Below are 22,631 nucleotides of genomic sequence, written 5' to 3'. Positions count from 1 at the left end.
CGGCTTGAGCAGCACCGACTGGTTCCAGTGCTGACGTTCCGGCACCGGGGTGTCGAAGAACCATTGCTGGATCGGCAGCAGCGCCATCTCGCCGCGCACCGGGCCCTGGTCGATCTGCAATCCGCCCTCGCCCTGCTCCGCCACCGTGGCCAGTCCCTGCACCGTCTGGTGCTGGAACAGGTCTTTCGGGGTAAAGCGGATACCGGCCTGACGGGCACGGCTGACCACCTGGATCGAGATGATCGAGTCGCCACCCAGTTCGAAGAAGTTGTCGGTCACGCCGACCTGTTCCAGCTTCAGCACATCGGCCCAGATGGCGGCGATCTGCTGTTCCAGTGGGTTCTGCGGCGCGACATAGGTCTGCTGCATCAGTTGCGCATCGACCTTGGGCAGCGACTTGCGGTCCAGCTTGCCGTTCGGCGTCAGCGGCAAAGCCTCCAGGAACAACAAATAGGTCGGCACCATGTAGTCCGGCAGGTTTTCCCGCAGGCGGGCCTTGATGCTTTCCCGCAGCTGCGCCTGGCGTTCGTTGCTCGAAGTAACGTCGGCATCCACCGGCACGATGTAGCCCACCAGTTGCTGGCCGCTCGGGCCTGGCTGGGCGATCACCGCCACTTCCAGCACCGAGTCTTGCTCCAGCAACCGCGCCTCGATTTCACCCAGCTCGATACGGAAGCCCCGCACCTTCACTTGATGGTCGACACGACCGACGTACTCCACCAGGCCGTCAGTGCGATAACGAGTCAGGTCGCCGCTGCGGTACAGCCGTGCACCGCTGGTGCTGTAAGGGTCGGGAATAAAACGCTCGGCCGTCAGCCCCGGCCGATCCAGGTAACACCGGGCCACGCCCAGGCCGCCCAGGTACAGCTCGCCCGCCACGCCCACCGGCAGCAGGTTGAGGTTGGCATCGGCGACGTAGGCGCTGCGATTGCCGACGATATTGCCGATCGGCGCATAAGCCGCGTCGCACGGATCGCCGGCCTTGGCCTTCCAGATCAGCGGGGTGACCACGGTTTCGGTCGGGCCGTAGCCGTTGAAAATGTACTTCGGCCGCAGCACCCGCCAGGCCAAGTCATAACTGGCCTGCGGCACCGCGTCACCGCCGAAGCAATAGACCCGCACCGCCGGCGGATTGCCGTCGCGTTCGGCGTGCACCGCCAGCTGTTGCAGGTACACCGGCGGGAACACACCGACGGTGACGCCGTAGCGGTGCATCTGCTCGTAGGTGTATTCCGGCGACCACAGGCTGTCATCGCGGATCAGCACGCTGGCACCGTAGATCAGCGGGTGCATCCAGCCTTCATGGGAGCCGTCGAAAGCGAAGGACATGAAATGCAGTTCGCAGTCCGCCGGGCTCATTTCATAACGCTCGCCGGTGGCCAGGCTGTGCATCGCCAGCGGGCCATGGGACACCGCCACACCCTTGGGCAGGCCGGTGGAGCCGGAGGTGTAGATCACGTAGGCGAGGTTTTCCTCGGCCAGGGTCACCTCCGGGCTGGTCATAGGGTAAGCCGCAAAGTCAGCCGCGCCTTCGACGCTGAGGGTCGGCAAACCATCGGGAATCGGCAGGCGATCCAGCAGATGGCTCTGGGTCAGCAGCAACCAGGCACCACTGTCCTGCATCATGTAGCGCAGGCGATCCTGGGGGTATTCAATGTCCAGCGGCACATAAACCCCGCCGGCCTTGAGCACGGCCAGGAAGGCCACCATGATCTCCGCGCAACGCGGCATGGCGATGGCCACCCGGACTTCCGGGCCGACCCCCAGCTCGATCAGCTTGTGCGCCAGCTGGTTGGCCTGGATGTCCAGCTCGCGATAGCTCAGGCGCTGCTCGGCGAAGAACACCGCCGGGGCCTCCGGCGCCCTGGCCGCCTGGTCGGCGAACAGTTGGTGGACAAAGCGGTTGGTGGGGTAAACCACCTGGGTGTGATCCCAGTCCTGGCGAATCCGCCCCTGCTCCTCCCGGCCCAGCATCGCCAGCTCGCCAATCGCCTGTTGCGGTTCGAGCATGCCTTGCAGCAGGTTGCGCCAGTGATCGGCGAAACCTTCGACGGTCGACACCTCGAACAACTCACCGGCATAGATGAACGATGCGTTGATCCCAGCGTCGGTTTCCAGGGTTTCCAGGGTCAGGTCGAATTGCGCGGTACCGCCCTGCAGGACCATTTCCTCGGCGTGCAGGCCCGGCAGGCTGGCGCCGTCAGCGCTTTCCCCGGCAATGCTCAGGTGGTTGTACATCACCTGGAACAGCGGGTTCTGGTCCAGCGCGCGCTGGGGCTTGAGCGCATCCACCAGGCGGTCGAACGGCAGGTCCTGATGGGCCTGGGCGGCCAGGGCCGTGGCCTTGACCTGACGCAGCAACTGCCCCACCGCCAGGCTCGGCGCCAGCTCGACGCGCATCACCAGGGTGTTGACGAAGAAGCCCATCACGCCTTCCATTTCCTGGTGGCGACGGTTGCTGACCGGCACGCCGATACGGATATCGGGCTGGTCGCAATAGCGGTGCAGCAACAGGGCGAACGAGCCGAGGAACAGCTGGAACAGGGTCATGTCGTGCTCGCGCGCCAGGCGCCGCAAGCCCTGCTCCAGGTCCACCGGCAGACGCAAACCCAGGCGCTCCTGGCGATGGCTCACCAGGGCCTGGCGCGGATGGTCCACCGGCAGTTCCAGCACCGGGTGCTCCAGCCCCAGTTGCTCGCGCCAGTAATCCAGTTGCCGCTGCTGCTCGCCCTGCTCGAGCCAGGCCCGGTGCCAGCTGGCGTAGTCGGCGTACTGCACGCTCAATTCATCGAACTGCGGGGCCTGCCCCTGGATGAACCCCCGGTAGAGGGCGACGAATTCCCGGGCCAGCACACTCATGGAGGCGCCATCGGAAATGATGTGGTGCAAGGTCACCACCAGCAGGCACTCCTGCTCGGCGATCTGCAGCACCCGGGCCCGGCACAGGGGGCCGTGCTCCAGGTCGAACAGCACCTGGGTTTCTTCCAGGGCCCTGGCCTCGACCGCCTCGCGGGACAGGCCCGGGGCCAGGCGCTCCCAGGCCAGGGGAATTTCACCCTGGGGGTGCACCACCTGGCACAGGCTGTCCTGGTGCTGGGTAAAGGTGGTGCGGAAAGCTTCATGGCGCAGCGCCAGGGCGTCGAAGCTGTGCTGCAACGCCTGCCGGTCCGGCACACCCTGGAGCCGGACCACGATCGGCGTGTGGTAGGCGGTGCTCTGCGGGTGCATCTGCCAGAACAGCCATTGCCGCTGCTGGGCATGGGAAGCCGGCAATGGCTCATCACGCCCTAGCGCCTCGATCAGCGACAGCGAACCGGCGCCGGCGCAGGCCTGCACCTGCTCGACGAACTCATCCAGGCGCGCGGTCTCGAACAGCACCCGCAGCGGCACCTCCGCCGCCAGCAACCGGCGGACCCGGGAAATGATCTGAGTGGCCAGCAGCGAATGCCCGCCCAGGGCGAAGAAGTTATCGCTCAGGCCCACCCGCTCGACCTTGAGCACGTCCTGCCAGATCGCCGCGATCTGCTGTTGCAACTCGCTGACCGGCGCGACGTATGCGGCCACCGGTGCCTGCGGTTGCACCGGCGGCAAGGCGCGCAGGTCGAGCTTGCCGTTGGCGGTCAACGGCATGCCTTCCAGGGCCACGAAATGCATCGGCAGCATGTAGTCGGGCAGCGCCACCGCCAGCTGCCGGCGAATCTCCTGCCAGGCCGCTTCCGGCTCCTGAGCGCAGGCCTTGGCCAGCACCCCATAAGCCGCCACTTGCGGCTCGTCGGCCACGCTGACCACCTGCGCCACGGCGTCCTCGACCTGCGGCAACTGCTTGAGCGCCGCGGTGATTTCCCCCAGTTCGATGCGGTAGCCGCGAATCTTCACCTGATGGTCGATGCGCCCCAGGTAATCGATGACCCCGCCCTCGAGGTAGCGCGCCAAGTCACCGGTGCGGTACAGCCGCTGCCCGTCGGCACTGAAAGGGTCGGGAACAAAACGCTCGGCGGTCAATGCCGGCCGGCGATGGTAACCCCGCGCCAGGCCGGCACCGCCCAGGTACAGCTCGGCCGGGGTGCCGGGCGCCACGGGTTGCAGCGAAGCATCCAGCACCCGAGCGCGGACGTTGGCCAGCGGCTGGCCCAGGGGCACCACCGCCAGGGCCTGGTCCACGTCAGCGGCAGCCATGGTCAGGGCGCCGACCGTGGTTTCCGTCGGGCCGTAGTGGTTGAACACCGCGCACTGCGGCGCCAGGGCCCGAACCTTGCTGACCAGCGTCGCCGGGCAGACTTCGCCGCCTAGCACCAGGCACTGCCTTGGCAGGGCGCGGGCCGGCTCCGCGCCGCTCATCAGCGCCTGCAAATGCGAAGGGACGATCTTCAGTACATCGATCTGCCGGGCGTCCAGGTAGGCCGAAAAGGCCTCGGCATCCAGGCCGGTATCCAGGTCGATCACATGCAGGCAACTGCCGGAGCACAGGGCGCCAAACAGCGTGGTATGCCCCAGGTCGGCGGCGATGGTCGAGACCACCGCCATGTTGCGCGCGGCCCCCAGCGGCAGGCGCGCCAGGATCGCCTGCACGTAGTTGGCCAGGGCCGCGTGGGTGATGGTGACGCCCTTGGCGGCCCCGGTGGAACCGGAGGTGTAGATCGAATAGGCCAGGTGCCCGGCCTCGACCCGTGGCAGCGACGCCTGCGAATCGCTGGCCGGCGCCCAGCTGTCCGGCTGGTCGAGCAACAGCACGCTGACCCCGGCCGCCAGCGGCAGCCGCGCCTGCACCGCGGTCTCGCTCAGCAGCAGGGCAACGCCGCTGTCGTGCAGCATGTAGCTCAAGCGCTGCTCGGGGTACTGGGCATCCAGGGGCACGTAGGCGCCGCCGGCCTTGAGCACCGCCAGCAGGCCCACCACCATCTCCAGCGAGCGCTCCACGACGATGCCCACCAGCACCTCGGGGCCCACGCCACGCTGTACCAGGGCTGCTGCCAGGCGCGCGGCGCGCTGATCCAGCTGGCGATAACTCAGGCACTGCTCGCCGAACACCAGGGCCGGCGCCTCGGGCCGCACGCGCACCTGCTCGGCGAACAGCTCGAGCACCGAAACGGCGGCGAATGCCTCAGGCGCACCAATCCCCTGGGCCAGGGTGGCCTGGCGTTGCTCGGCGTCGAGCAGTGGCAGTTCGGCGATCGCCGACTGTGGTTCACGCACCATCGCCCACAGCAGGTTCTGCCAATGGCCGGCCATGCGCTCGACGGTCTGTTCCTCGAACAGCTGGCAGTCATAGGTGAAGGCGGCCTGCAGCAGGCCGCCGCGTTCGAAGGTGTCCAGGGTCAGGTCGAACTGCACCGTGCGCTCGTTGCGCGCCAGGGCCTGCACTTCAAGCCCGGAACGGCTGCGCAGGGTGGTCAGCTCGGTGACCTGCGGCTGGTGGTTGTAGAGCACCTGGAACAGCGGGCTGTGGCTCAGGCTGCGCTCGAGTTGCAGGGCCTCCACCAAGCGTTCGAAAGGCAGCTCCTGATGGGCCTGCGCCCCCAGGGTGGTCTCGCGGATATCGGCCAGCAGTTGCTCCACCGTCAAATGCGGGCTCAACTCGCTGCGCAGCACCTGGGTGTTGACGAAGAAGCCGATCAGCCCTTCGGCTTCCTGGCGCGTGCGGTTGGCGATCGGCACGCCGACGCGGATATCCTGCTGGCCGCTGTAGCGTGCCAGCAGCAGCTTGAAACCTGCCAGCAGCACGGCGAACAGGGTCACCCCCTGCTGTCGCGCCAGGGCACCCAGTTGCTGGGCCAACGGTGGCGCCAGCTCGAAGTCCAGGCGCCGCCCCTGGCGGCTGGAACGGGCCTGGCGCGGATGATCGGTGGGCAGCCTGAGCACCGGGTGTTCGTCCCCGAGCTTGGCCCGCCAGTACGCCAGCTGCCGCTCCTGCTCCCCGGCTTCCAGCCAGCTGCGCTGCCACAGCGCGTAGTCGCGGTACTGGATCGGCAGGGCCGGCGCGCTCGGCGCCTCGCCCTCGAGCAGGGCGTCGTAGGCTTGCAGGAACTCCTCGATCAGCACGCCCATGGACCAGCCGTCGGCGACGATGTGGTGCAGGGTCAGTAGCATCACATGCTCCTGCTCCCCCAGCCCCAGCACGCAGACCCGCAACAGCGGCCCCTGCTGCAGATCGAAGGGCCGGCGCGCCTCGGCGTCGGCCCGCTGCCGTACGCTGGCTTCGCGCTGCGCGGGGTCGAGGTCGCTCAGGTCCTGGTAATCGATGCTCACCTGGGTCGCCAGGACGACCTGCCGCGGTTCGTCCTGCTCCAGGCAAAACACCGTGCGCAGGCTTTCATGGCGCTCCAGCAGCCAGTCGAAGGCCCGGGCCAGCACCGCCCGATCCAGCGGCCCGCTCAGGCGTACCGCGTTGGGCAGGTTGTAGGCCGCGCTCTGCGGGTCCAGCTGCCAGAGAAACCACATGCGCTGCTGCGCGTAGGACAGCGCCTGGCGCTCAGGCACAGCGACCCCCGCGGGAATCGGCAGCAGAGAGAAGTCGACGCCTTCCTTGTCCAGAGCCTTCAAGAACAGCCGGCGCTTTTCCAGCGGCAGTTCAATGAATCTACGGGCGAGCTTCAAGGAGTCTTCGGCATTCATCGGGGGGCATCCGTACTTGCTTGTGGGGTATCGAGCATTGGCTCGGTCATCCCTACGGAACGGATGAAGGCCCGGGAAAATTAACCCCGCGCGCCACGCCAGCCACCCTCCCCCGGCGCCGCCCAGGAGCCGCCGACCAGCGGCGCCGACGCTAAATCGGACCCGCCGCCTTTCGTTCCTTGCTTATCCCCCCTTGCACAGGTATCCGCCCATGTCCTCCGCTCAATCGCTGACCGACATCCTCACCCAAGGCTTGCGCAAACTGACGGGCATCGACCGGCCCAGACCCAAGGGCTACCGGGTGATCAACGTCGAGCTCAAGCAACGCATCGTCCTCAGCCCGTCCCTGGTGCGCCTGGTGTTCGCCGGCGAGGAGATCGCCCAGGCCCGCGCCCTGGCCCCGGACCAGCGCATCAAGCTGTTGTTCCCCGGGGCCGACGGCAGCGTCCCGCAACTGCCGGTGGAAGGCGACTGGCACGCCGCCCGGCGCAAGCTGCCGGCCGAGCAGCAGCCACCGATGCGCACCTACACCATCCGCGCCCTGCGCCTGCAACCGGCGGAACTGGATGTGGACTTCGTGCTGCACGGAATCAACGGCCCCGCGTCCAGCTGGGCCACCCACGCCCGGCCCGGCGACCGCCTGCAGATGGTGGTGCCGAACAAGGCCTACAGCGGCGACCCCGGCGGTTATGAATGGATGCCGCCGGCGGGGATCCGCAAAGTGCTGCTGATGGGCGATGAAACCGCCCTGCCGGCCATTGCCGGGATTCTCGAGGAGCTGCAGGCCTATCCGGATTACCCGGACGTGCAGGCGTTTATCGAAGTGCCCCACGAAAGCGACTGCATCGACCTGCGCTGCAACCCCCAGACCCGGCTCAACTGGCTGCCGCGGGACCTGTTGGGCGCCCAGCATGGCGAAACCCTGATCCATGCCGCCCGGGAGCTGGCCGAGCTGCCGCCGCCCAACACGGCACAGCGGCCGATCAAGCTGCGCGAGGGCGACGAGGAACAGCGTCCCTGGGAGACCGCCACGCCGGCCGACAACAGCTTCTATGCCTGGGTGGCCGGCGAGTCCGCCACGGTGATGAGCATTCGCCGCCACCTGATCAACGAGCGTGGCCAGGAACGCCGCAATCTGACCCTGATGGGTTACTGGCGCCTGGGCACGTCGTTGGGCTGATAGATCTGCCTGGGCCTTGAGAACGCCACGGCCGTGCCGGCCGATCGCAGCCTGCGGCAGCGGCTACACCCACTCCTGTAGCCGCGTCCGAGACCGCGAGGCTGCGATAAGGCCCGCAGGGCCTTGCTTGACGATCTTGTGATGGGCCACCGAGCGCCGCGGCCGTGCCGGCTATTCGCAGCCTGCGGCAGCGGCTACAGGGCGGTCGCGGCTTCGGGTTGCAGGTGACGCCGACGATGCACCTCAAGGTGGCCCTTGATCAGGCTCAGGACCTTGGTTTCGTGCTCGTGAATGAAGAAGTGCCCGCCCGCCAGCATGTCCACCGAGAAGCTGCCCTGGGTCTCCTTGCTCCAGCCGATCAACTGTTCGGTAGTGGCCCGGTCGGCCTTGCCCCCCAGGACATGCACCGGGCAGTTCAGCAACGGGCGCTGCAGCGGGCGAAAACGGCCACACAGGAGAAAGTCGGCGCGCAGGATCGGCAGGGTCAGGCTCATCAATTCCTGGTTGGCCAGCACCTCTTCACTGGTGCCGTTGAGGGTGCGCAACTGTTCGATCAGCTGTTCGTCGGTCTTCGGGTCGGCAAAACCCCGGTCGTAGTCGGTGCGCAGGGTCGGCGCCGCAGTCCCCGAAGCGAACAGCGCCACCGGCTCCGGACAACCCAGGGCCCGCAGGGCGTGGGCCAGCTCGCAGGCCAGCAGCGCCCCCAGGCTATGGCCGAACAAGGCATAGGGCATGCGCAGATTGGCGCGGATTTCCACCGCCAGTTGCCGCGCCAGCTCGCGCATGTCGGTGTGCAGCGGCTCGGCATAACGGGCGCCACGCCCGGGCAGCTCCACCGGCGCAAGGTGCAACCATTGCGGCAGCTTGCGCCGCCAGCGGCTGTAGACCATGGCGCTGGCTCCGGAATACGGCAGGCATAGCAGCGTCAGCTGGGTCACGGTGTTCCCCTTGAAAAAAATGATGGTAAAGACTGGACGTGCCACCTGAGCGGCAAATTAGTAGCCGCCACCGGCCTGACGCTGATCTGCAGGAGCAGCCGGTCGACGCTCGATTGCTCGCGATGAACCTGAGAGCGCCACGTTTATCCAGCCAATACATCGGTATCGTTAACGACCATCGCGAGCAAGCTTCGCTCCTACAGTAGATCCCCTTCGCTTGACCGATCGGCATTGGGTCATCCGCCCCCATAAATTTCCCGGCACAGCCTTCGTTCCAGTCGCAGATCAAACCAACCAACAAGAGAGACCGCCGTGGACGTGCAGAGCATTCTGTGTCCACCTCGCTGTCGGTGAATTTCTGGGTCAACTCCGGGCGCGGCGGGTAAGGCTCAGGCGACCGCCGGCTGGCCGCGGGTCAGTCGGCGGCAGCTCTGCACCGCCGCCCCCAGCACCACCACTGCCGCCGCCTGCGCCACCCAGAAGCCGCTGCGCGCGCCAAAGGCATCCACCAGCCAGCCGGAACTGGCGGCGCCGATGGCCACGCCGATGCTCACCCCGGTGACCAGCCAGGTCAGGCCCTCGGTGAGCTTGGCCGGTGGCACGATGTTCTCGACCAGGGCCATGGCGACGATCAGGGTCGGGGCGAAGAACAGGCCAGAGACGAACACCGCCAGGGACAGGCCGAGGATATTGCTCGCCAGCAGCAATGGCAGGGTGGTCACGGCGGTGGCGATGCCGCCGTACATGAACAGGCGCGGCAGCGGGGTATTCAGTTTCAGCGCGCCGAAGGCGATACCCGCCAGGCAGGAGCCGATGGCGTACACCGACAGCACGATGCTCGCCGCCGCGGGTTGCCCCTGCTGCTGGGCGAACGCCACGCTGACCACGTCCACCACGCCGACGATCATGCCCATGGCGATCATCAGCAACACCAGCAACTGCAACTCCAGCGACCGGATGATCGACGCGTCGTGCCCGGCCTCATGGGGATGCACCGGTGGCTCGGTCGCCCGTTGCGCCACCAGCGCGGTGACGCCGATCGCCAGCAGCAACAGCGCCGCCAGCGGCCCGGCCTCGGGGAAGGCCGCCACGCACAGCCCCACCGACAACGGCGGGCCGACGATAAAGCACACCTCATCGAGCACCGATTCCAGGGCATAGGCGGTCTGCAACTGTGGCTGGCCGCGGTACAGCTCGGTCCAGCGGGCGCGGATCATCGCCGGTATGCTCGGCATGCAGCCGGCCAGGGCGGCGAACAGGAACAGCGTCCAGTGCGGCGCCTGCAACCGGGTGCACAGCAGCAACGCCAACAGCGCCCCGCCGCCCAGGCCGGCGGCGATCGGCAGCACCCGGCCCTGGCCGAAACGGTCGACCAGGCGCGACACCTGGGGCGCGCAGAAGGCCGTGGCCAGGGCGAAGGTCGCCGCCACCGCACCGGCCAGCGCGTAACCGCCCTTGAGCTGGGCCAGCATGGTGATCAGGCCGATGCCGGTCATCGACATCGGCATCCGCGCAATCATCCCCGCCACCACGAAAGCGCGACTGCCGGGGGCCTTGAACAGTTCGCGGTAAGGGTTTGCCATCGTCATTACACCTTGTCTGAGGCTTGCCAGAAATGCACCGCAAGACAAAAATACATACGGCGCGTATGTGAGAAAGCATGAGAACATACGCGGCGTATGTCAATCCACCTGTCAGCTGTGTGAGTGCCCGCCATGAGCCCGCGTCAACGCGCCGAGATGATCGAAGAAACCCGCAGCAAACTCATCGCCAGTGCCCGCCAGGCCTTTGGCAGCCTGGGGTATGCCAACACCTCGATGGACGACCTGACGGCCGAGGCGGGCCTGACCCGGGGGGCCTTGTATCACCATTTTGGCGACAAGAAAGGCCTGCTGGCGGCGGTGGTGGAACAGCTCGATGCGGAGATGGACCAGCGCCTGGAGGCGATCTCGCGCGACACCGACGACCTCTGGGAAGCCTTCGTCCAGCGCTGCCGCACCTACCTGGAAATGGCCCAGGAAGCGGAGATCCAGCGCATCGTCCTGCAGGATGCGCGCGCGGTACTCGGGGACCTGGCCGAGGCCAGCGAAGAACAGTGCGTGGCGTCCTTGAGCACGCTGCTGGATGAGCTGATGCAGGCCGGCCTGGTGGTCAACGCCCCCAGCGAAGCCCTGGCGCGCCTGATCAACGGCAGCCTGCTCGACGCCTCGCTGTGGATCGCCCGCGACGAGCATCCGGGGCAACGCTTGCAGCAAGCGCTGGTCGGCCTGCAGGCACTGTTGCAGGGCTTGCGGGTGCGCTGAGCCCTGGCTCGGAAGATCTTCTGGCAGCCGTGACCGGCCTCCTCGCTCTCGTAGGAGCGAGGCTTGCCCGCGATAGAGGCAACGCGGAATGTCGGATACACCGTGTCATCCTTCATCGCGCGCAAGCTGCGCTCCTACGAAAGACGACCAGGGTGCCTGCCGCAATGCGCGGCCGCTGTAGCCGCTGCCGAGCGCAGCGAGGCTGCGATCGAGGCCGAAGGACTCGCCAGGTAGGCACCGCGTTTCCCCAGATCCTACGAGGTGTCAGGCTTAGCGGCCCTGCGGGCCGATCGCAGCCTCGCGGGCTCGGCAGCGGCTACAGAGGTGGCGTGTTTTACCCGCGCGAGCGGTTCGCGGCAATGGCGGTTTGCGGGCAGAATAGAGCGCCCGACCTTATCAAGGATTTCCATGCGCCAGGTGCTGCTGATCATCGATGTGCAACCCACGTTCAACCCGCCGGACTGGCTGGTGAACGGCATCAACGCCCTGCTCGGCCAGTTGCCCTCGGTGGCCACCGTCGAACGCCATGACGAAAGCCGCACGCCCTTCGTCCGCCAGCTCGGCTGGCAACCCGCCGCCGATGACCACAGCCTGGTCGCCGCCGACCGCGTCTTCATCAAGCACGGCTACGCCCCCACGCCAGAGACCATTGCCTACCTGCGCAGCCTGGGCCCCGAACGCGTGCTGGTCTGCGGCATCCAGACCGACACCTGCGTGCTCGCCGCCGGCTTCGCCCTGTTCGACGCCGGCCTGCAACCGACCCTGATCACCGACCTGACCCTGGGCTCGTCACTGGACCGCAGCGGGCAGTTGGGAGTGCGGTTGTGGCAGCACCATTTCAAGCACCTCACGACCAGCGCCGAGCTCACTTTCCTGTAGCCCCTGACTGAGGTGTGACGCCTTCGTCAGCGCTTTATGCCGTCAGGGCAAAACCCACGCACGGAGTCTCCACACGACACTGGCCAGACATGCAGATTGAGCTAAGGTTGCTGCTTTCCCTGTCGCCGGATCCGTCATGAACAGCTCGCCCTCTGTCCAGTACCTCCAGACACCTCGCCTGCACATCGCCTACGAACACCACGGCCCCGCCGACGGCGCGCCGGTGATTCTGCTGCATGGCTTTCCCTACGACCCGCGCGGCTACGACGAGATCGCCCCCGAGCTGGCGGCGCGTGGCTATCGGGTGCTGGTGCCGTACCTGCGCGGTTACGGGCCGACCCGCTTCGCCGGCCCGGACATCCTGCGTTCCGGGCAGCAGGCGGCGCTGGCCCAGGACCTGCTGGACCTGATGGATGCCCTGGAGATCCCCCAGGCCGCCCTCGCCGGTTTCGACTGGGGCGGTCGCGCCGCCTGCATCGTCGCGGCCCTGTGGCCGGAGCGGGTGCGCTGCCTGGTGAGCGCCGACGGCTACAACATCCAGGACATTGCCCGCTCGACCCAACCGCGGCCGCCCGAGACCGAGCACCGGCTCTGGTATCAGTACTATTTCCACACCCAACGCGGCGTGGACGGCCTGACCGCCAACCGCCGCGAACTGTGCGCACTGCTGTGGCAACTGTGGTCGCCGACCTGGGACCGTGGCCGCGAACTCTACGACCTGAGCGCGCCGTCGTTCGACAACCCGGACTTCGTCGAGGTGGTGATCCACTCCTACCGGCATCGCTTCATGTACGCCCCGGGTGACCCGAGCCTGGAACACATCGAGCAGGCCCTGGCGCAGCAACCGCCGATCCGCGTACCGACCATCTCGCTGTGCGGCGGCGCCGACGGGGTCGGCCCGGCCAGCGAAGAGGATGAAGACATCGGCCTGTTCACCGGCCCTTACCAACGCCGGATCTTGCCCGGGGTCGGCCACAACGTACCCCAGGAAGCGCCGCAGGCCACCTTGCAGGCGCTGCTGGAACTACTGGAAGCCTGACTCCCCCTCCGGCGAAAAGCGTTCCCGATAGGCCTGCGGTGTCACGCCGACGAGCCGCAGGAAACTGCGGCGCAGGGTTTCTTCGCTGCCGAAGCCGCACTGCACGGCAATGCGCTTGATCGGTACGCCGCTGTCGCCGAGCAGGCGCCGGGCGCTTTCCACGCGGATCTGTTCGATGGCCCGGGCCGGGGTCTGGCCGGTGTCGGCGCGGTAGTGGCGGACAAAGCTGCGCTCGCTCATGCCGGCCTGTTCGGCCAGGGTCGGGAGGTTCAGCTCGCGACCGAGGTTTTCGGCGATCCAGGCGTGCAGGTCGTCGAAGCGGCTGCCCTGCTTTTGCAGGGCCAGGGTCGCGCTGAACTGCGACTGGCCGCCCGGGCGCTTGAGGAACACCACCAGTTGCCGGGCCACGTCCAGCGCCAGGGCGTGCCCCAGGTCCGCCTCGACCAGCGCCAGGGCCAGGTCGATGCCGGCGGTGACGCCGGCCGAGGTCCAGACGGGCCCCTCGTTGATGAAGATCGGGTTGGCCTCCACCCGCAAGCGCGGGTATTGCCGCGCCAGTTGCTCGCAGCGGGTCCAGTGGGTGACCACCCGGCGCCCGTCGAGCCAGCCGCTGGCGGCCAGCAGGAAGGCCCCGGTGCACACCGACGCCACCCGCCGCGCCAGCGCCGCCTGCTGGCGGACCCAGGCCACCAGCGCCGGGTCTTCGGCCGCGGCGTACACGCCCCAGCCGCCGGCGATGATCAGGGTGTCGCAAGGCGTGCCCGGCGCCGGCAAGGGCTCGGCCAGCAGCGCCAGCCCGGCCGAGGTGGTCACCGGCCCGTCGCCCGCGGCGATCACGTTCACCGCGTAGGGCAGCGGCAAGCCTTTATGCCGCGCCAGGTCGTTGGCCGAAGCAAACACCTGCAGCGGGCCCGTGACGTCGAGCACCTGGGCGTTGGCGAAAGTCAGTACATGAACGGTTCTGGCGGTCTGGGGCATGGTTGGCGTAAATCGTGGGCAGGTTGGCGTATTCGCCAAAGCCTAGGGCGCTAGAGTCGAACCGTCCAGCCACATAAGGGTGGGCACCTTCGAACTTTTCCAGGGAGATACCCCATGACGCTGCAGATCGGTTTCCTGTTGTTCCCCAACGTCCAGCAACTCGACCTGACCGGCCCCTACGATGTGCTCGCGTCGCTGCCGGACGTGCAGGTGCATCTGGTCTGGAAGGCGCGCGGGCCGGTCACCGCCAGCACTGGTTTGGTGTTGCAGGCGACCACCGGCTTCGCCGACTGCCCGCCGCTGGACGTGATCTGCATCCCCGGTGGCGCCGGTGTCGGGCCGTTGATGGAAGACCCGCAGACCCTCGATTTCATCCGCCAGCAGGCGGCGCAGGCACGTTACGTCACCTCGGTGTGCACCGGCTCCCTGGTGCTCGGCGCGGCCGGGCTGTTGCGTGGCAAGCGCGCCACCACCCATTGGGCCTACCACCATTTGCTGGAGGCGCTGGGGGCGATCGCGGTGCAGGAACGCGTGGTGCGCGACGGCAACCTGTTGAGCGGTGGCGGGATTACCGCCGGGATCGATTTTGCCCTGACCCTGGCCGGCGAGCTGTTCGGCGAGGCAACGGCGCAGCGGGTGCAGTTGCAACTGGAGTACGCCCCGGCTCCGCCTTTCGCCGCCGGTAGCCCACGGACAGCGCCCAAAGCGGTGGTGGAAGAAGCCCGGCGGCTCGCGGCGAACTCCATCCAACAACGCGGCGAGATAGTCGACAGGGTCGTGGCGCAGTGGCAGCAGGCCTGAGACCTGCGCACACCGGGGGGAAGAAAGATGCGGACCAGGGCAACCTTATCGGCCAGCTGAGCCCTGGCCGCATCTTCGCTTGACCGACGTCAGGCCGGGACTGCTTGCTCACTGGCCTGTCGGAGGTAGTCGATCACCTGCTGCACGGTCTGCAGACTATCGGCTTGGTCGTCCGGGATGGTGAGTTCGAACTCGGTCTCCAGGGCCGTCACCAGTTCCACCCGGGCCAGCGAGTCCGCTCCCAGGTTCCCGACGAACGAATCCTGGTTGCCGATCTGCGCCAGATCGACGGCCAGTTCGCTCGCCACCACTCTTTTCACACGTTGCTCGAGGGTTTCCATAGTCATTCCCTTGCAGTTGGATGCGTACCACGAAACAGTGACCGGCCCGCGCCGGCCACCGGGTTGTTGCGCCATGGCGAGGCGCGTCAGACCACCGTCAGGTGCATGAAGCCACCGGAGAAGCGCCCGCTTTCCGGGACGAAACACAGCAGGCGCTGCCCCTTGTGCAGGCGCCCGGACTCCAGCAGCTCGTGGATCATGATGTAGATCGACGCCGAGCCGGTGTTGCCACGCTCGGACAGGTTGGTGAACCAGCGCTCCTGGGGAATCGCCAGTTCGGTGTTTTCCAGGCACTCGGCAATCGGCTGGCGAAAGTATTCCGACGACATGTGCGGCAGGAACCAGTCGATGGCCTCGGGCGACAGGTTGCGCTTGATCATCACCTCCTTGAGCGGCTTGCCGAGGGTGTACTTCACCACGTTCTCATTCAGCAGCCGCACGTCCTGCTTGATCGCGAAGATCGAGCGCGAGGCCCACTCCTCCGGGGTCAGCAGCTTCCAGCCGACCAGGCTGTCGTCCTCGGCCTTTTCCGCGCCGGCGTACATGCAGGTCGGCAATTCGTTGGCGTAGGAGAAGATGTCGATCCAGTCGATGCGCAGCGACAGGCCGCCGGCCCGTGGCTGGTTCTCGAGCAGAAAGGCCCCGGCGCCGTCGGACAGCATCCAGCGCAGGAAGTCTTTATCGAAGGCGATTTCCGGGCGGGCCGCCATCTGCGCCACCAGTGCCTCGTTTTCCGCATCGAAGTTGCGCGCATGCAGCACCGGCGAAGGCACCTCCGAGGCGGTGGCCACGGCATTGCGGCTGGCCCCCGACAGCACCGACAGGTAGGCGTATTTCAATGCGGTCAGGCCCGCCAGGCAGATGCCGGCGGTGGACACCACTTCGCAAGGTTTGTTGCCCAACTCGCCATGCACCATCACGCCATGGTTGGGCATCAGCTGGTCCGGCATGGTGGTGCCGGTGGACAGGCATTCCATGGAGTCCAGGGCAAAACCGTCGCCCACCAGGCCCTTGATCGCCTCGGCGGTTATTTGCGCGTTAGTGAAACGGGGAATACCGGTCTGCGGGTCCAGCACATAATAGCGCTGCTTGATACCGTTATTGCGCAGCACTACTTGTCGAGACCGTGAAGGTCGCCCGCCCACATACCCGAGAATGCTTTCCATCGTATCGTTATCCACTGCCTCTCCCGGCATATAAGTGGATGTTTTCGTAATATAGACAAACGATTCACTCATGATGATTTCACTCTTCAGTTTCAAGATTTAGTTGCGAGCCGGACGGTTGTTCGTAATAACGCTGCAACTCGTCCAGTCGCGTCCGGATAAAGGGATGAAGCAAACGGCGTAACACCAGTGAAATAGGCAGGACAGTCAAGATGACCAGCAATAGATAAACGATGAACACGCCCAGCAAGAGTCGCCGTAGCCATTGCCCATACTTGCCGAAACGGCAAATTATTCCCGACCAGAACTTGAAGCCTTTATAGGCCGCACGCTCGCTGAGTATCAGCCCGGGGTTGACGGGCGCCGCCCCCAGCCCGGCCAGCATCGGCCCTTTGGCTTTCTCTTTATTGGCATACAGGGCGGCCTTCAATGCCCGCCCGAAACGTGCGGCGCCCTGGACATCCTCGGCGCTGATCCCGGCCTTGGGCAGGCCGAGGAATGACTCGCGGCTGCCGGTGAACATCCAGCGCGGCGTGGTAATCAGGGTGGCGAAGGTATTGGCCCGGTCGGTCAGCACGACGTTGTCGCGCAGCCGCGCGCCGGCCTCGTCCAGCAGGCGCTTGACCACCTCCTGGGCCATCAGCCACATGTTGCGGCAGGCGATCACCGTGACCACCGGGCGCCCGGCCAGCAGGCGCTTGCCTTCCGCGCTCTGGAGAAACGCGGTGATCAGCGGCGACGGCGACAGGTACCAGACCTGATACGCCAGGATCACCAGGTCGAAAGGCCATGGATGATCGGTATGCACCGGTTCGATGGCCGGCGGGCTGAGCTGCACGGTCTCGGGAAACACGTCGAAAAACCTGCCCACCGGCCAGGGAAACGGATAGGCAACCCGGGGCTTGAGCACGACTTCATGCACCTTGACCTCCTGCGTCGAACGCAGGGGCGAGATCAGGCTTTCGACCACTTCGCTCAACTGACCGCTTTGCGAATAACGAACCACAAGTACATGTTTCATAAGTGCGGGGACCTTTTGCTTTTCAACCACACAGGCACGCCAGAGATCACTTGAAATGAACCTCGGCATGAAAGGCAGTTTTATAAGTTGGGCACGACAAACAAGGTGCGCGCTGTATTCGTGGCAGGTCGAACTTAAAAACAAAACATAATGAACGACAAAACAGCAGCACCCGGAACAGCGGCCTGGTGATGAACTGAAAGCGGAAATCGCCCACCGCGCATTCCAAACACTATCTGCCTGTTTTTGACAGAATGTATTGGTAGTGAGACAGAACCCGTCTTCTTGGCTGAAACTCTATCTGCAATCGGATACTTGTAAACCTACCAACTCTGGTAGGTCCTTCGCGCTACCCAGCGGACGAACTTACATGCTCTTATCTGAACTTTTTTCATCTAGGCAAGACATGTTCAATACTGGCTACTGGCCTTAATTGAAAAGTTTTCCCGCGCGTGTTCAGGCAGCCTCTACACTCTGGCCCAGCCTTCCCTCAGGAGCCTTGCCATGCACAAGACTTACACCGGCAGTTGTCATTGCGGTGCCGTGCGCTATGAAGTCGAGATCGACTTGAGCCTGGGCACCCACAAGTGCAATTGCTCGATCTGCAGCAAGACCCGCAACTGGAACGCGATCATCGCCCCCAAGGCCTTTCGCCTGCTCAGTGGCGAACAGGCGCTGAGCGACTATCGGTTCAACCGTGGCAATACCCATCATCTGTTCTGCAAGCATTGCGGCGTGCGCACCTTCGGGCGCGGGCATGTGCAGGAAATCGGCGGCGACTATGTCGCGGTGCAGGTGATGACCCTGGATGACGTCGACCTGCAGGAGCTGCTTGCGGCCCCGGTGCATTACGCCGACGGTCGCCATGACAACTGGGGGCATGTGCCGGAGGAGATCCGTCACCTCTAGCTTTTCCACAGGCGAAAAAAAACCCGCCGAAGCGGGTTTTTTTCAAGACCATTACGACATCCTGTCGCTGCATCCTTGCACATGGTCGGTCATCCATGACCCTGAGCGCGTCCTGCGCTGCAGTTGGTGAATGAAGATTAAGCCTGTCGCCCAATCGGCAACAGGCGAAATAGCAGCCAGGGCATGTAAGCCTTTCGCCATAAAACCACTGACCAAAACCCCTAGGCCGCGCCTTCCAGGGCCTGGATGGCCAACTCCGCCACCTGCAGTTCGTGTTCCATGCTGGTGATGTCGCCGTCCTCCAGGAACCACGCGGCGGACAGCCCGGTATAGGCCAGCACCCATTGCAGCAGGCGCTTGCGCTCCAGCCCCGCGGCCTGGGCGATGACCTCGACCTGGCGGGTGAAGCGCTGCGGATCGCCGCTGGTCGGCAGGTCCGGGTTGCAGATCAGGTTGGCGAAATCGAAGCCGCGCTCGCCCATGACCCGCTTGGGATCGATCACCAGCCAGCCGCGCTCCTCGAAATCCAGCACGTTGTCGTGATGGATATCGCCGTGCAGCACCACCTGTTCCCGAGGGGATGCCAGCAACTCGTCGGCCGTGGCCAGGCAGCGCAGGAACATCCCGCCCTCACGCCGGGCGGCCAGACGCAGGGCCTTGAACCATTCCGGCAGGGTCAACAGCGGCGGCAAGGGTGTCGAGCGTGGCGCGTGCAGGCGTGCCAGGCTGGCGCAGACGATCCGGCTGACCTCGTCGTCTTCGCCGGCCAGGGCCATCTGCATCAGCGAGCGCCGGCCCATGGCCCGCTCCATCAACAAGGCATCGCCGTGGTGCGCGTAGACCCGGGCGGCGCCCTCCCCGGCCCACCAGGCCATCAGCCGGTTGCCGTATTTTTCCTCGTCGTCGAGGGCGATCTTCAGCATCGCCGGCGCGTCGTCCAGGCGCACTGGCAACAGGTGGCTGCCAGGGGTGACGATGGGCGCGCCATCGACCTGCAGGTTCCAGCGTTTCAGGTAAAACTCGAACATCCGTGATGATTTCCGTTATGACTCGACAAAGGCCTGCAATTGACCCAGGGCCTGATCCCACTGCTGGCCGATCACCTCCAGCGAGCGCCGGGCTTCGGCCAGCCGGCCCGGCTCGAACGCCCACAGGCGCTCGCGCCCCAGCTTGGCGTCGCGCACCAGCCCGGCCTGCGCCAGCACCTGCAGGTGCTTGGTCACCGCCTGGCGGCTGATATCGGTGCCGAGGGTCAGTTGGGTGATCGACATGGCGCCGCCACCACACAGGATGGCGACGAGCCGCAAGCGGGTCTCGTCACCCAGTGCCGCGAAGATCATGGCCGAGCCGTCCAGCGATGCCGCCACCGGCAACAGGGATGGGGAAGAAGTATCAGGGGCCAAGGTAGGTCTCGATATTGTTCATCTGCTCGTCCCAGCCGCGGCTGTTCATGCGAAACGCCTTGAGCCGCCGCTCGGGTGGAATGCCGTCGACCCCCGACTCGACCACCCGCAGCAAGGTACCGCCGTCCAGGTCTTCGAGTTCGAATTGCACCAGGGTGCTGGGCTCGACGGAATAGTCGACTCCAGACTCCACCGCGTAAGGGTGCCAGCTGAAGGCGAACAGGTGTTCGGGCTCCAGCCGCTCCACCAGCACATCCCAGACCAGGTGTTCATACCCGGGGTAGGTAATCTGCCCCCGGGTGCGTTGCCCGACGACAAAACGCTGGCCCACGAGCGCTACGCCGAACCAGCTGCCGAACGCCTCGGCATCGGCCAGCGCGGCCCAGACACGGGAACGGGTTGCCTTGAGCAGGATCTTTCTTTCGATGCGATCTGATGAGTTCATGGGTCACCTCCAGTGATGAAACCCTAGACGCTCTCGCGAAAAACGCAACCTGATAGTTGCGTATTTTTTTACCGCCCGACCAGGCACAGGTTGAAATCCCTCGCCCCGCCGCCGAAAAACAGGGCTAAGCTCGCCACTCGCCAATGGCTGCCTCGCCGCTGCCCAACGCGGTAGTGAGCGCAGCGGACAACAGAAATGGAATGCCTCCGATGACCCAGACATCCCCCGCAATCACCCTGGAAAAACTGCGCCGGGCGATCAGGCTGATCGACGAGCCGCTGATCGAACTGACGCCTCAGTCGCTGACCTACCTGCGCTCCTACCCCGCCCTGCTGGCCGCCTCCAGGACCCTGGCCAGCACCCACGACAGTGGCGACCTGCTGTTGCAGTTATCGGCGATGTGCTACGGCTGGATGCCCAGGGTGGCCCGGGTGAATGCCAGACATGTCGATAGAGCCTCGGCCGCCCTCGCCTGCGCACTGCAATCGGACGTCCTGATCGACACGGCGCAGATGCAGGATCTGGCCAACAGCCTGCACTCGGTAGTGGGCACCTCCAAGCTCCTGCACTTTCTGCGCCCGCAGCTCTACCCGATCTGGGATTCGAAGGTCGCTCTGTTCTGGGCAATGCCCTTCAAAAAATCCTTGCAGGCTCACATGAGCAACGTTGGAAACTACCACCGCTACATTAAAGACATTGAGGCACTGATCGCGTCTCCCGATTTCTCCGCGTTTTATAACGACTTCGACCAGGCGTACAGCAGACGCCTCGACAGGCTGAAGATCGCGCCCTATAGCCTGTCACCGGTCCGCGCGGTCGAGGCCGCGGCCTTCGAGCTGTCCGGCGGCGATTATGACGACGATTGACCGGCGGCCCTTGCCGCGCGACGCCAACATCGGGCGATGCCCCTTGTCGGTGTGTCCCCCTTCACTGTGAGAATCCCCATGAACCCACGCATTTTCCTGGCCCTGGCGCCGCTGCTGCTCACCCCGCTGGCACAGGCCGCCGACTGTGCCAACGCCACCACCCAGGCCGCCATGAACCAGTGCGCCGCCGAGCAGCACCAGGCCGCGGACAAGGAACTGAACACGCTCTACCAGCGCATCACCCAGCGCCTGAAGGACAACCCGGACGGCAAGAAGCTGCTGGTCAGCGCCCAGCGCGCCTGGGTGGCCTTCCGGGATGCGGAATGCGGGTTCGCCGCGTCGGGCGTTGCCGGTGGCAGCGTCTATCCGTTGATCTACAGCAACTGCACCACCGACCTGACCAAGGCCCGGGTCGAGGCGTTCAAGACCTACCTCAAGTGCCAGGAAGGCGACCTGAGCTGCCCGGTGCCGGGCAATTGATCGGCGGCGATCTTTAGATTTTTCGCGAGCAAGCTCGCTCCTACAAGGGACCGCATGCATTTGGAGTGCGGTGTCGGGAGATGACACATTCCCCTGTAGGAGCGAGCTTGCTCGCGATGGCGGTATCGACGCCTAACGCTCGAACACCTGGGCCGTGGTGATCGCCATGTCCCCGCCCGGCAGCTTGATGCTGCCGATCTGCTTCAGGCTGTCGGCATCGAAGATCGCCACGTCGTTGAAGGTCCCGGCCAGGTAGATCTTGCTGCCTGCCTTGTTGAAGGAAATGCAGTAGTAGGAATGGTCCAGGGTGGCGGCCTGGAGCAGTTTTTTCTGCTTGATGTCGTACTTGGCCAGGCGGTTGAGCACACCGAACATCAGGTTCGGGTCCTTCGGCGAACGCATGCCGCTGAAGTAGATCTCCGTCAGCGGACCGAAGTCGGTGGTTTCGCTCTTGCCGGTCTTCAAGTCGATGCTGAACAGGCCGTACAGGTACTCGGCGCTGGCCGGGTCCTGTTTCTTGTCCTTGAACTTGGCGGCGGTGTAGAGCAGCGAGAAGTCATGGCGCCAGGTCTGCTGGTTCCACACGTAGAGCACGTCCGGCGCGCTGTAGTTCGGGCGCTTCCAGTGGCGGCTGGGGATCAGCACGTCGAACTTGCCGGTCTTGACATCGACCTTGTACACATCCGCCCCGGCCACATACAGCGAGCCGTCGTCGCCACTCTGCATGATGGTCAGCTGCCGTGGCGCCGGGAAGCTGCGCACCGGCTTGGCCTTGAGCCCGGCGTCGGTGGCGTAGACGTCCAGCCGCGGCTGCTTGACCTCATAGCGGTCGTTGAGCATCTGGGTCGGGTTGGCCACGGTGTACAGCTCCTTGCCGTCGTGGCTGACGGTGAAGGCGAACATCGAGCGGGCCTTTTCCCCCGGCTGCTGGGTGATGCTGGCGTGGAACACCTGCTTGCAGCTGTCCAGCTCGACCCCGTAGACATCGGCGTAGTGGTTGTTCAGCACGTAGGCGACCTTGCGGTCCGGCGCCAGTTGCACGGTGCCGGGGCCGAAGGCGTCGGGCATCTTGCAGGTCTTGTACAGCGTGTCGCTGGCCAGGTCGATCACGTGCAGGTTGTTCGGGTAGTTGGTGGTGACCATGTATTCATGGCCGGCGTTGAGGGCCTTGTTGTCAGTGTTGTCGTCGGCCAGGACGCCGAGGGAACAGGCGCCCAGGATCACGGAAGCGGCCAGGCCGCAGGCATTTTTGCGAAGCATGCTGGAATCC

The 22,631-nt window shown here is 65.5% G+C and carries 19 protein-coding genes; 8 read left to right on the top strand and 11 right to left on the bottom strand.

Annotation, left to right across the window (positions count from 1 at the left end):
- Nucleotides 1-6,612: non-ribosomal peptide synthetase (locus tag PVZ80_RS08080; protein WP_273863643.1), on the bottom strand; the 6,612-nt coding region annotated here is incomplete at its 3' end.
- A gap of 211 nt (nt 6,613-6,823) precedes the next feature.
- On the opposite strand from PVZ80_RS08080, the gene PVZ80_RS08075 reads away from it, so the two are divergent.
- Nucleotides 6,824-7,792, top strand: coding sequence for a siderophore-interacting protein (locus tag PVZ80_RS08075; protein ID WP_016702404.1), 969 nt, complete (start codon nt 6,824-6,826; stop codon nt 7,790-7,792).
- A 194-nt stretch (nt 7,793-7,986) separates the two neighbouring features.
- Here PVZ80_RS08075 and PVZ80_RS08070 read toward each other — a convergent pair whose 3' ends face one another.
- Complete coding sequence (locus PVZ80_RS08070) at nt 7,987-8,730, bottom strand: thioesterase II family protein (RefSeq protein WP_041989695.1); 744 nt, start codon at nt 8,728-8,730, stop codon at nt 7,987-7,989.
- 389 nt (nt 8,731-9,119) lie between these two features.
- Entirely contained in the window at nt 9,120-10,313 is a 1,194-nt protein-coding gene (locus PVZ80_RS08065) for an MFS transporter (RefSeq protein WP_053269575.1), read from the bottom strand.
- A 132-nt stretch (nt 10,314-10,445) separates the two neighbouring features.
- Between PVZ80_RS08065 and PVZ80_RS08060 the strand changes: the two genes are divergently transcribed.
- From PVZ80_RS08060 to PVZ80_RS08050, 3 genes are all read left to right on the top strand, one after another.
- Nucleotides 10,446-11,033 (top strand): TetR/AcrR family transcriptional regulator, encoded by a 588-nt coding sequence (locus PVZ80_RS08060; protein ID WP_273863642.1) that lies wholly within the window; start codon nt 10,446-10,448, stop codon nt 11,031-11,033.
- Between the two features lie 408 nt (nt 11,034-11,441).
- The gene (locus tag PVZ80_RS08055) at nt 11,442-11,912 is read left to right on the top strand and encodes a cysteine hydrolase family protein (RefSeq protein WP_273863641.1); all 471 of its coding nucleotides are present in this window, start codon (nt 11,442-11,444) and stop codon (nt 11,910-11,912) included.
- A gap of 136 nt (nt 11,913-12,048) precedes the next feature.
- A complete protein-coding gene (locus PVZ80_RS08050; RefSeq protein WP_009050004.1) occupies nt 12,049-12,951 on the top strand; it encodes an alpha/beta fold hydrolase in 903 nt (300 codons plus the stop codon).
- Here PVZ80_RS08050 and PVZ80_RS08045 read toward each other — a convergent pair.
- On the bottom strand, nt 12,937-13,929 hold the full coding sequence (locus tag PVZ80_RS08045) for a GlxA family transcriptional regulator (protein WP_016702410.1): 993 nt from the start codon (nt 13,927-13,929) through the stop codon (nt 12,937-12,939). The genes PVZ80_RS08050 and PVZ80_RS08045 overlap by 15 nt on opposite strands.
- Nucleotides 13,930-14,043: 114 nt before the next feature.
- On the opposite strand from PVZ80_RS08045, the gene inhA reads away from it, so the two are divergent.
- Nucleotides 14,044-14,730: an isonitrile hydratase gene (inhA, locus tag PVZ80_RS08040; RefSeq protein WP_101282963.1), complete on the top strand. Its 687-nt coding sequence runs from the start codon at nt 14,044-14,046 to the stop codon at nt 14,728-14,730.
- 89 nt (nt 14,731-14,819) lie between these two features.
- Here the strand turns inward: inhA and darC are convergent, their stop codons facing one another.
- From darC to darA, 3 genes are all read right to left on the bottom strand, one after another.
- Nucleotides 14,820-15,077: a 2-hexyl-5-propylresorcinol biosynthesis acyl carrier protein DarC gene (darC, locus tag PVZ80_RS08035; protein ID WP_273863640.1), complete on the bottom strand. Its 258-nt coding sequence runs from the start codon at nt 15,075-15,077 to the stop codon at nt 14,820-14,822.
- Between the two features lie 80 nt (nt 15,078-15,157).
- Nucleotides 15,158-16,309: a beta-ketoacyl synthase DarB gene (darB, locus tag PVZ80_RS08030; RefSeq protein WP_038577434.1), complete on the bottom strand. Its 1,152-nt coding sequence runs from the start codon at nt 16,307-16,309 to the stop codon at nt 15,158-15,160.
- A gap of 7 nt (nt 16,310-16,316) precedes the next feature.
- The gene (darA, locus tag PVZ80_RS08025; protein WP_009050009.1) at nt 16,317-17,258 is read right to left on the bottom strand and encodes a 2-hexyl, 5-propylresorcinol biosynthesis aromatase DarA; all 942 of its coding nucleotides are present in this window, start codon (nt 17,256-17,258) and stop codon (nt 16,317-16,319) included.
- A gap of 504 nt (nt 17,259-17,762) precedes the next feature.
- On the opposite strand from darA, the gene PVZ80_RS08020 reads away from it, so the two are divergent.
- The gene (locus tag PVZ80_RS08020) at nt 17,763-18,167 is read left to right on the top strand and encodes a GFA family protein (protein WP_038633952.1); all 405 of its coding nucleotides are present in this window, start codon (nt 17,763-17,765) and stop codon (nt 18,165-18,167) included.
- A gap of 221 nt (nt 18,168-18,388) precedes the next feature.
- On the opposite strand, the gene PVZ80_RS08015 is transcribed toward PVZ80_RS08020, so the two are convergent.
- Genes PVZ80_RS08015 through PVZ80_RS08005 form a run of 3 tightly spaced genes read right to left on the bottom strand, consistent with a single transcriptional unit; the run spans nt 18,389 to nt 20,015 of the window.
- On the bottom strand, nt 18,389-19,195 hold the full coding sequence (locus PVZ80_RS08015; RefSeq protein ID WP_053269581.1) for an aminoglycoside phosphotransferase family protein: 807 nt from the start codon (nt 19,193-19,195) through the stop codon (nt 18,389-18,391).
- Between the two features lie 15 nt (nt 19,196-19,210).
- On the bottom strand, nt 19,211-19,570 hold the full coding sequence (locus PVZ80_RS08010) for an ArsR/SmtB family transcription factor (RefSeq protein WP_081001266.1): 360 nt from the start codon (nt 19,568-19,570) through the stop codon (nt 19,211-19,213).
- Complete coding sequence (locus tag PVZ80_RS08005; RefSeq protein ID WP_273863639.1) at nt 19,560-20,015, bottom strand: SRPBCC family protein; 456 nt, start codon at nt 20,013-20,015, stop codon at nt 19,560-19,562. Before PVZ80_RS08005 ends, PVZ80_RS08010 begins: the two co-directional genes overlap by 11 nt.
- A gap of 209 nt (nt 20,016-20,224) precedes the next feature.
- On the opposite strand from PVZ80_RS08005, the gene PVZ80_RS08000 reads away from it, so the two are divergent.
- Nucleotides 20,225-20,881, top strand: a complete 657-nt coding sequence (locus PVZ80_RS08000) for a hypothetical protein (protein WP_273863638.1) — start codon at nt 20,225-20,227, stop codon at nt 20,879-20,881.
- Between the two features lie 78 nt (nt 20,882-20,959).
- Nucleotides 20,960-21,361 carry a lysozyme inhibitor LprI family protein gene (locus tag PVZ80_RS07995; RefSeq protein WP_103331680.1) on the top strand — a complete coding sequence of 134 codons (402 nt, stop codon included), beginning with the start codon at nt 20,960-20,962 and terminating at the stop codon, nt 21,359-21,361.
- A 132-nt stretch (nt 21,362-21,493) separates the two neighbouring features.
- Here the strand turns inward: PVZ80_RS07995 and peaD are convergent, their stop codons facing one another.
- Complete coding sequence (gene peaD, locus PVZ80_RS07990; RefSeq protein WP_028683004.1) at nt 21,494-22,621, bottom strand: quinohemoprotein amine dehydrogenase subunit beta; 1,128 nt, start codon at nt 22,619-22,621, stop codon at nt 21,494-21,496.
- Between the last annotated feature and the right edge of the window lie 10 nt (nt 22,622-22,631).

Origin of the sequence: Pseudomonas sp. B3G-3, from assembly GCF_028640915.1 — a bacterium.
Classification (GTDB): Bacteria; Pseudomonadota; Gammaproteobacteria; order Pseudomonadales; family Pseudomonadaceae; genus Aquipseudomonas; species Aquipseudomonas chlororaphis_I.
The sequence above is the reverse complement of the archived record's forward strand: the minus strand, read 5'-3'. Positions and strand labels throughout refer to the sequence as shown.

Bases quoted from the DNA above. Each gene is read 5' to 3' on its own strand.
- PVZ80_RS08075 (WP_016702404.1), top strand. From the start codon at position 6,824: ATGTCCTCCGCTCAATCGCTGACCGACATCCTCACCCAAGGCTTGCGC.
- PVZ80_RS08065 (WP_053269575.1), bottom strand. From the start codon at position 10,313: ATGGCAAACCCTTACCGCGAACTGTTCAAGGCCCCCGGCAGTCGCGCT.
- PVZ80_RS08060 (WP_273863642.1), top strand. From the start codon at position 10,446: ATGAGCCCGCGTCAACGCGCCGAGATGATCGAAGAAACCCGCAGCAAA.
- PVZ80_RS08055 (WP_273863641.1), top strand. From the start codon at position 11,442: ATGCGCCAGGTGCTGCTGATCATCGATGTGCAACCCACGTTCAACCCG.
- PVZ80_RS08050 (WP_009050004.1), top strand. From the start codon at position 12,049: ATGAACAGCTCGCCCTCTGTCCAGTACCTCCAGACACCTCGCCTGCAC.
- PVZ80_RS08045 (WP_016702410.1), bottom strand. From the start codon at position 13,929: ATGCCCCAGACCGCCAGAACCGTTCATGTACTGACTTTCGCCAACGCC.
- inhA (WP_101282963.1), top strand. From the start codon at position 14,044: ATGACGCTGCAGATCGGTTTCCTGTTGTTCCCCAACGTCCAGCAACTC.
- darC (WP_273863640.1), bottom strand. From the start codon at position 15,077: ATGACTATGGAAACCCTCGAGCAACGTGTGAAAAGAGTGGTGGCGAGC.
- darB (WP_038577434.1), bottom strand. From the start codon at position 16,309: ATGAGTGAATCGTTTGTCTATATTACGAAAACATCCACTTATATGCCG.
- darA (WP_009050009.1), bottom strand. From the start codon at position 17,258: ATGAAACATGTACTTGTGGTTCGTTATTCGCAAAGCGGTCAGTTGAGC.
- PVZ80_RS08020 (WP_038633952.1), top strand. From the start codon at position 17,763: ATGCACAAGACTTACACCGGCAGTTGTCATTGCGGTGCCGTGCGCTAT.
- PVZ80_RS08015 (WP_053269581.1), bottom strand. From the start codon at position 19,195: ATGTTCGAGTTTTACCTGAAACGCTGGAACCTGCAGGTCGATGGCGCG.
- PVZ80_RS08005 (WP_273863639.1), bottom strand. From the start codon at position 20,015: ATGAACTCATCAGATCGCATCGAAAGAAAGATCCTGCTCAAGGCAACC.
- PVZ80_RS08000 (WP_273863638.1), top strand. From the start codon at position 20,225: ATGACCCAGACATCCCCCGCAATCACCCTGGAAAAACTGCGCCGGGCG.
- PVZ80_RS07995 (WP_103331680.1), top strand. From the start codon at position 20,960: ATGAACCCACGCATTTTCCTGGCCCTGGCGCCGCTGCTGCTCACCCCG.
- peaD (WP_028683004.1), bottom strand. From the start codon at position 22,621: ATGCTTCGCAAAAATGCCTGCGGCCTGGCCGCTTCCGTGATCCTGGGC.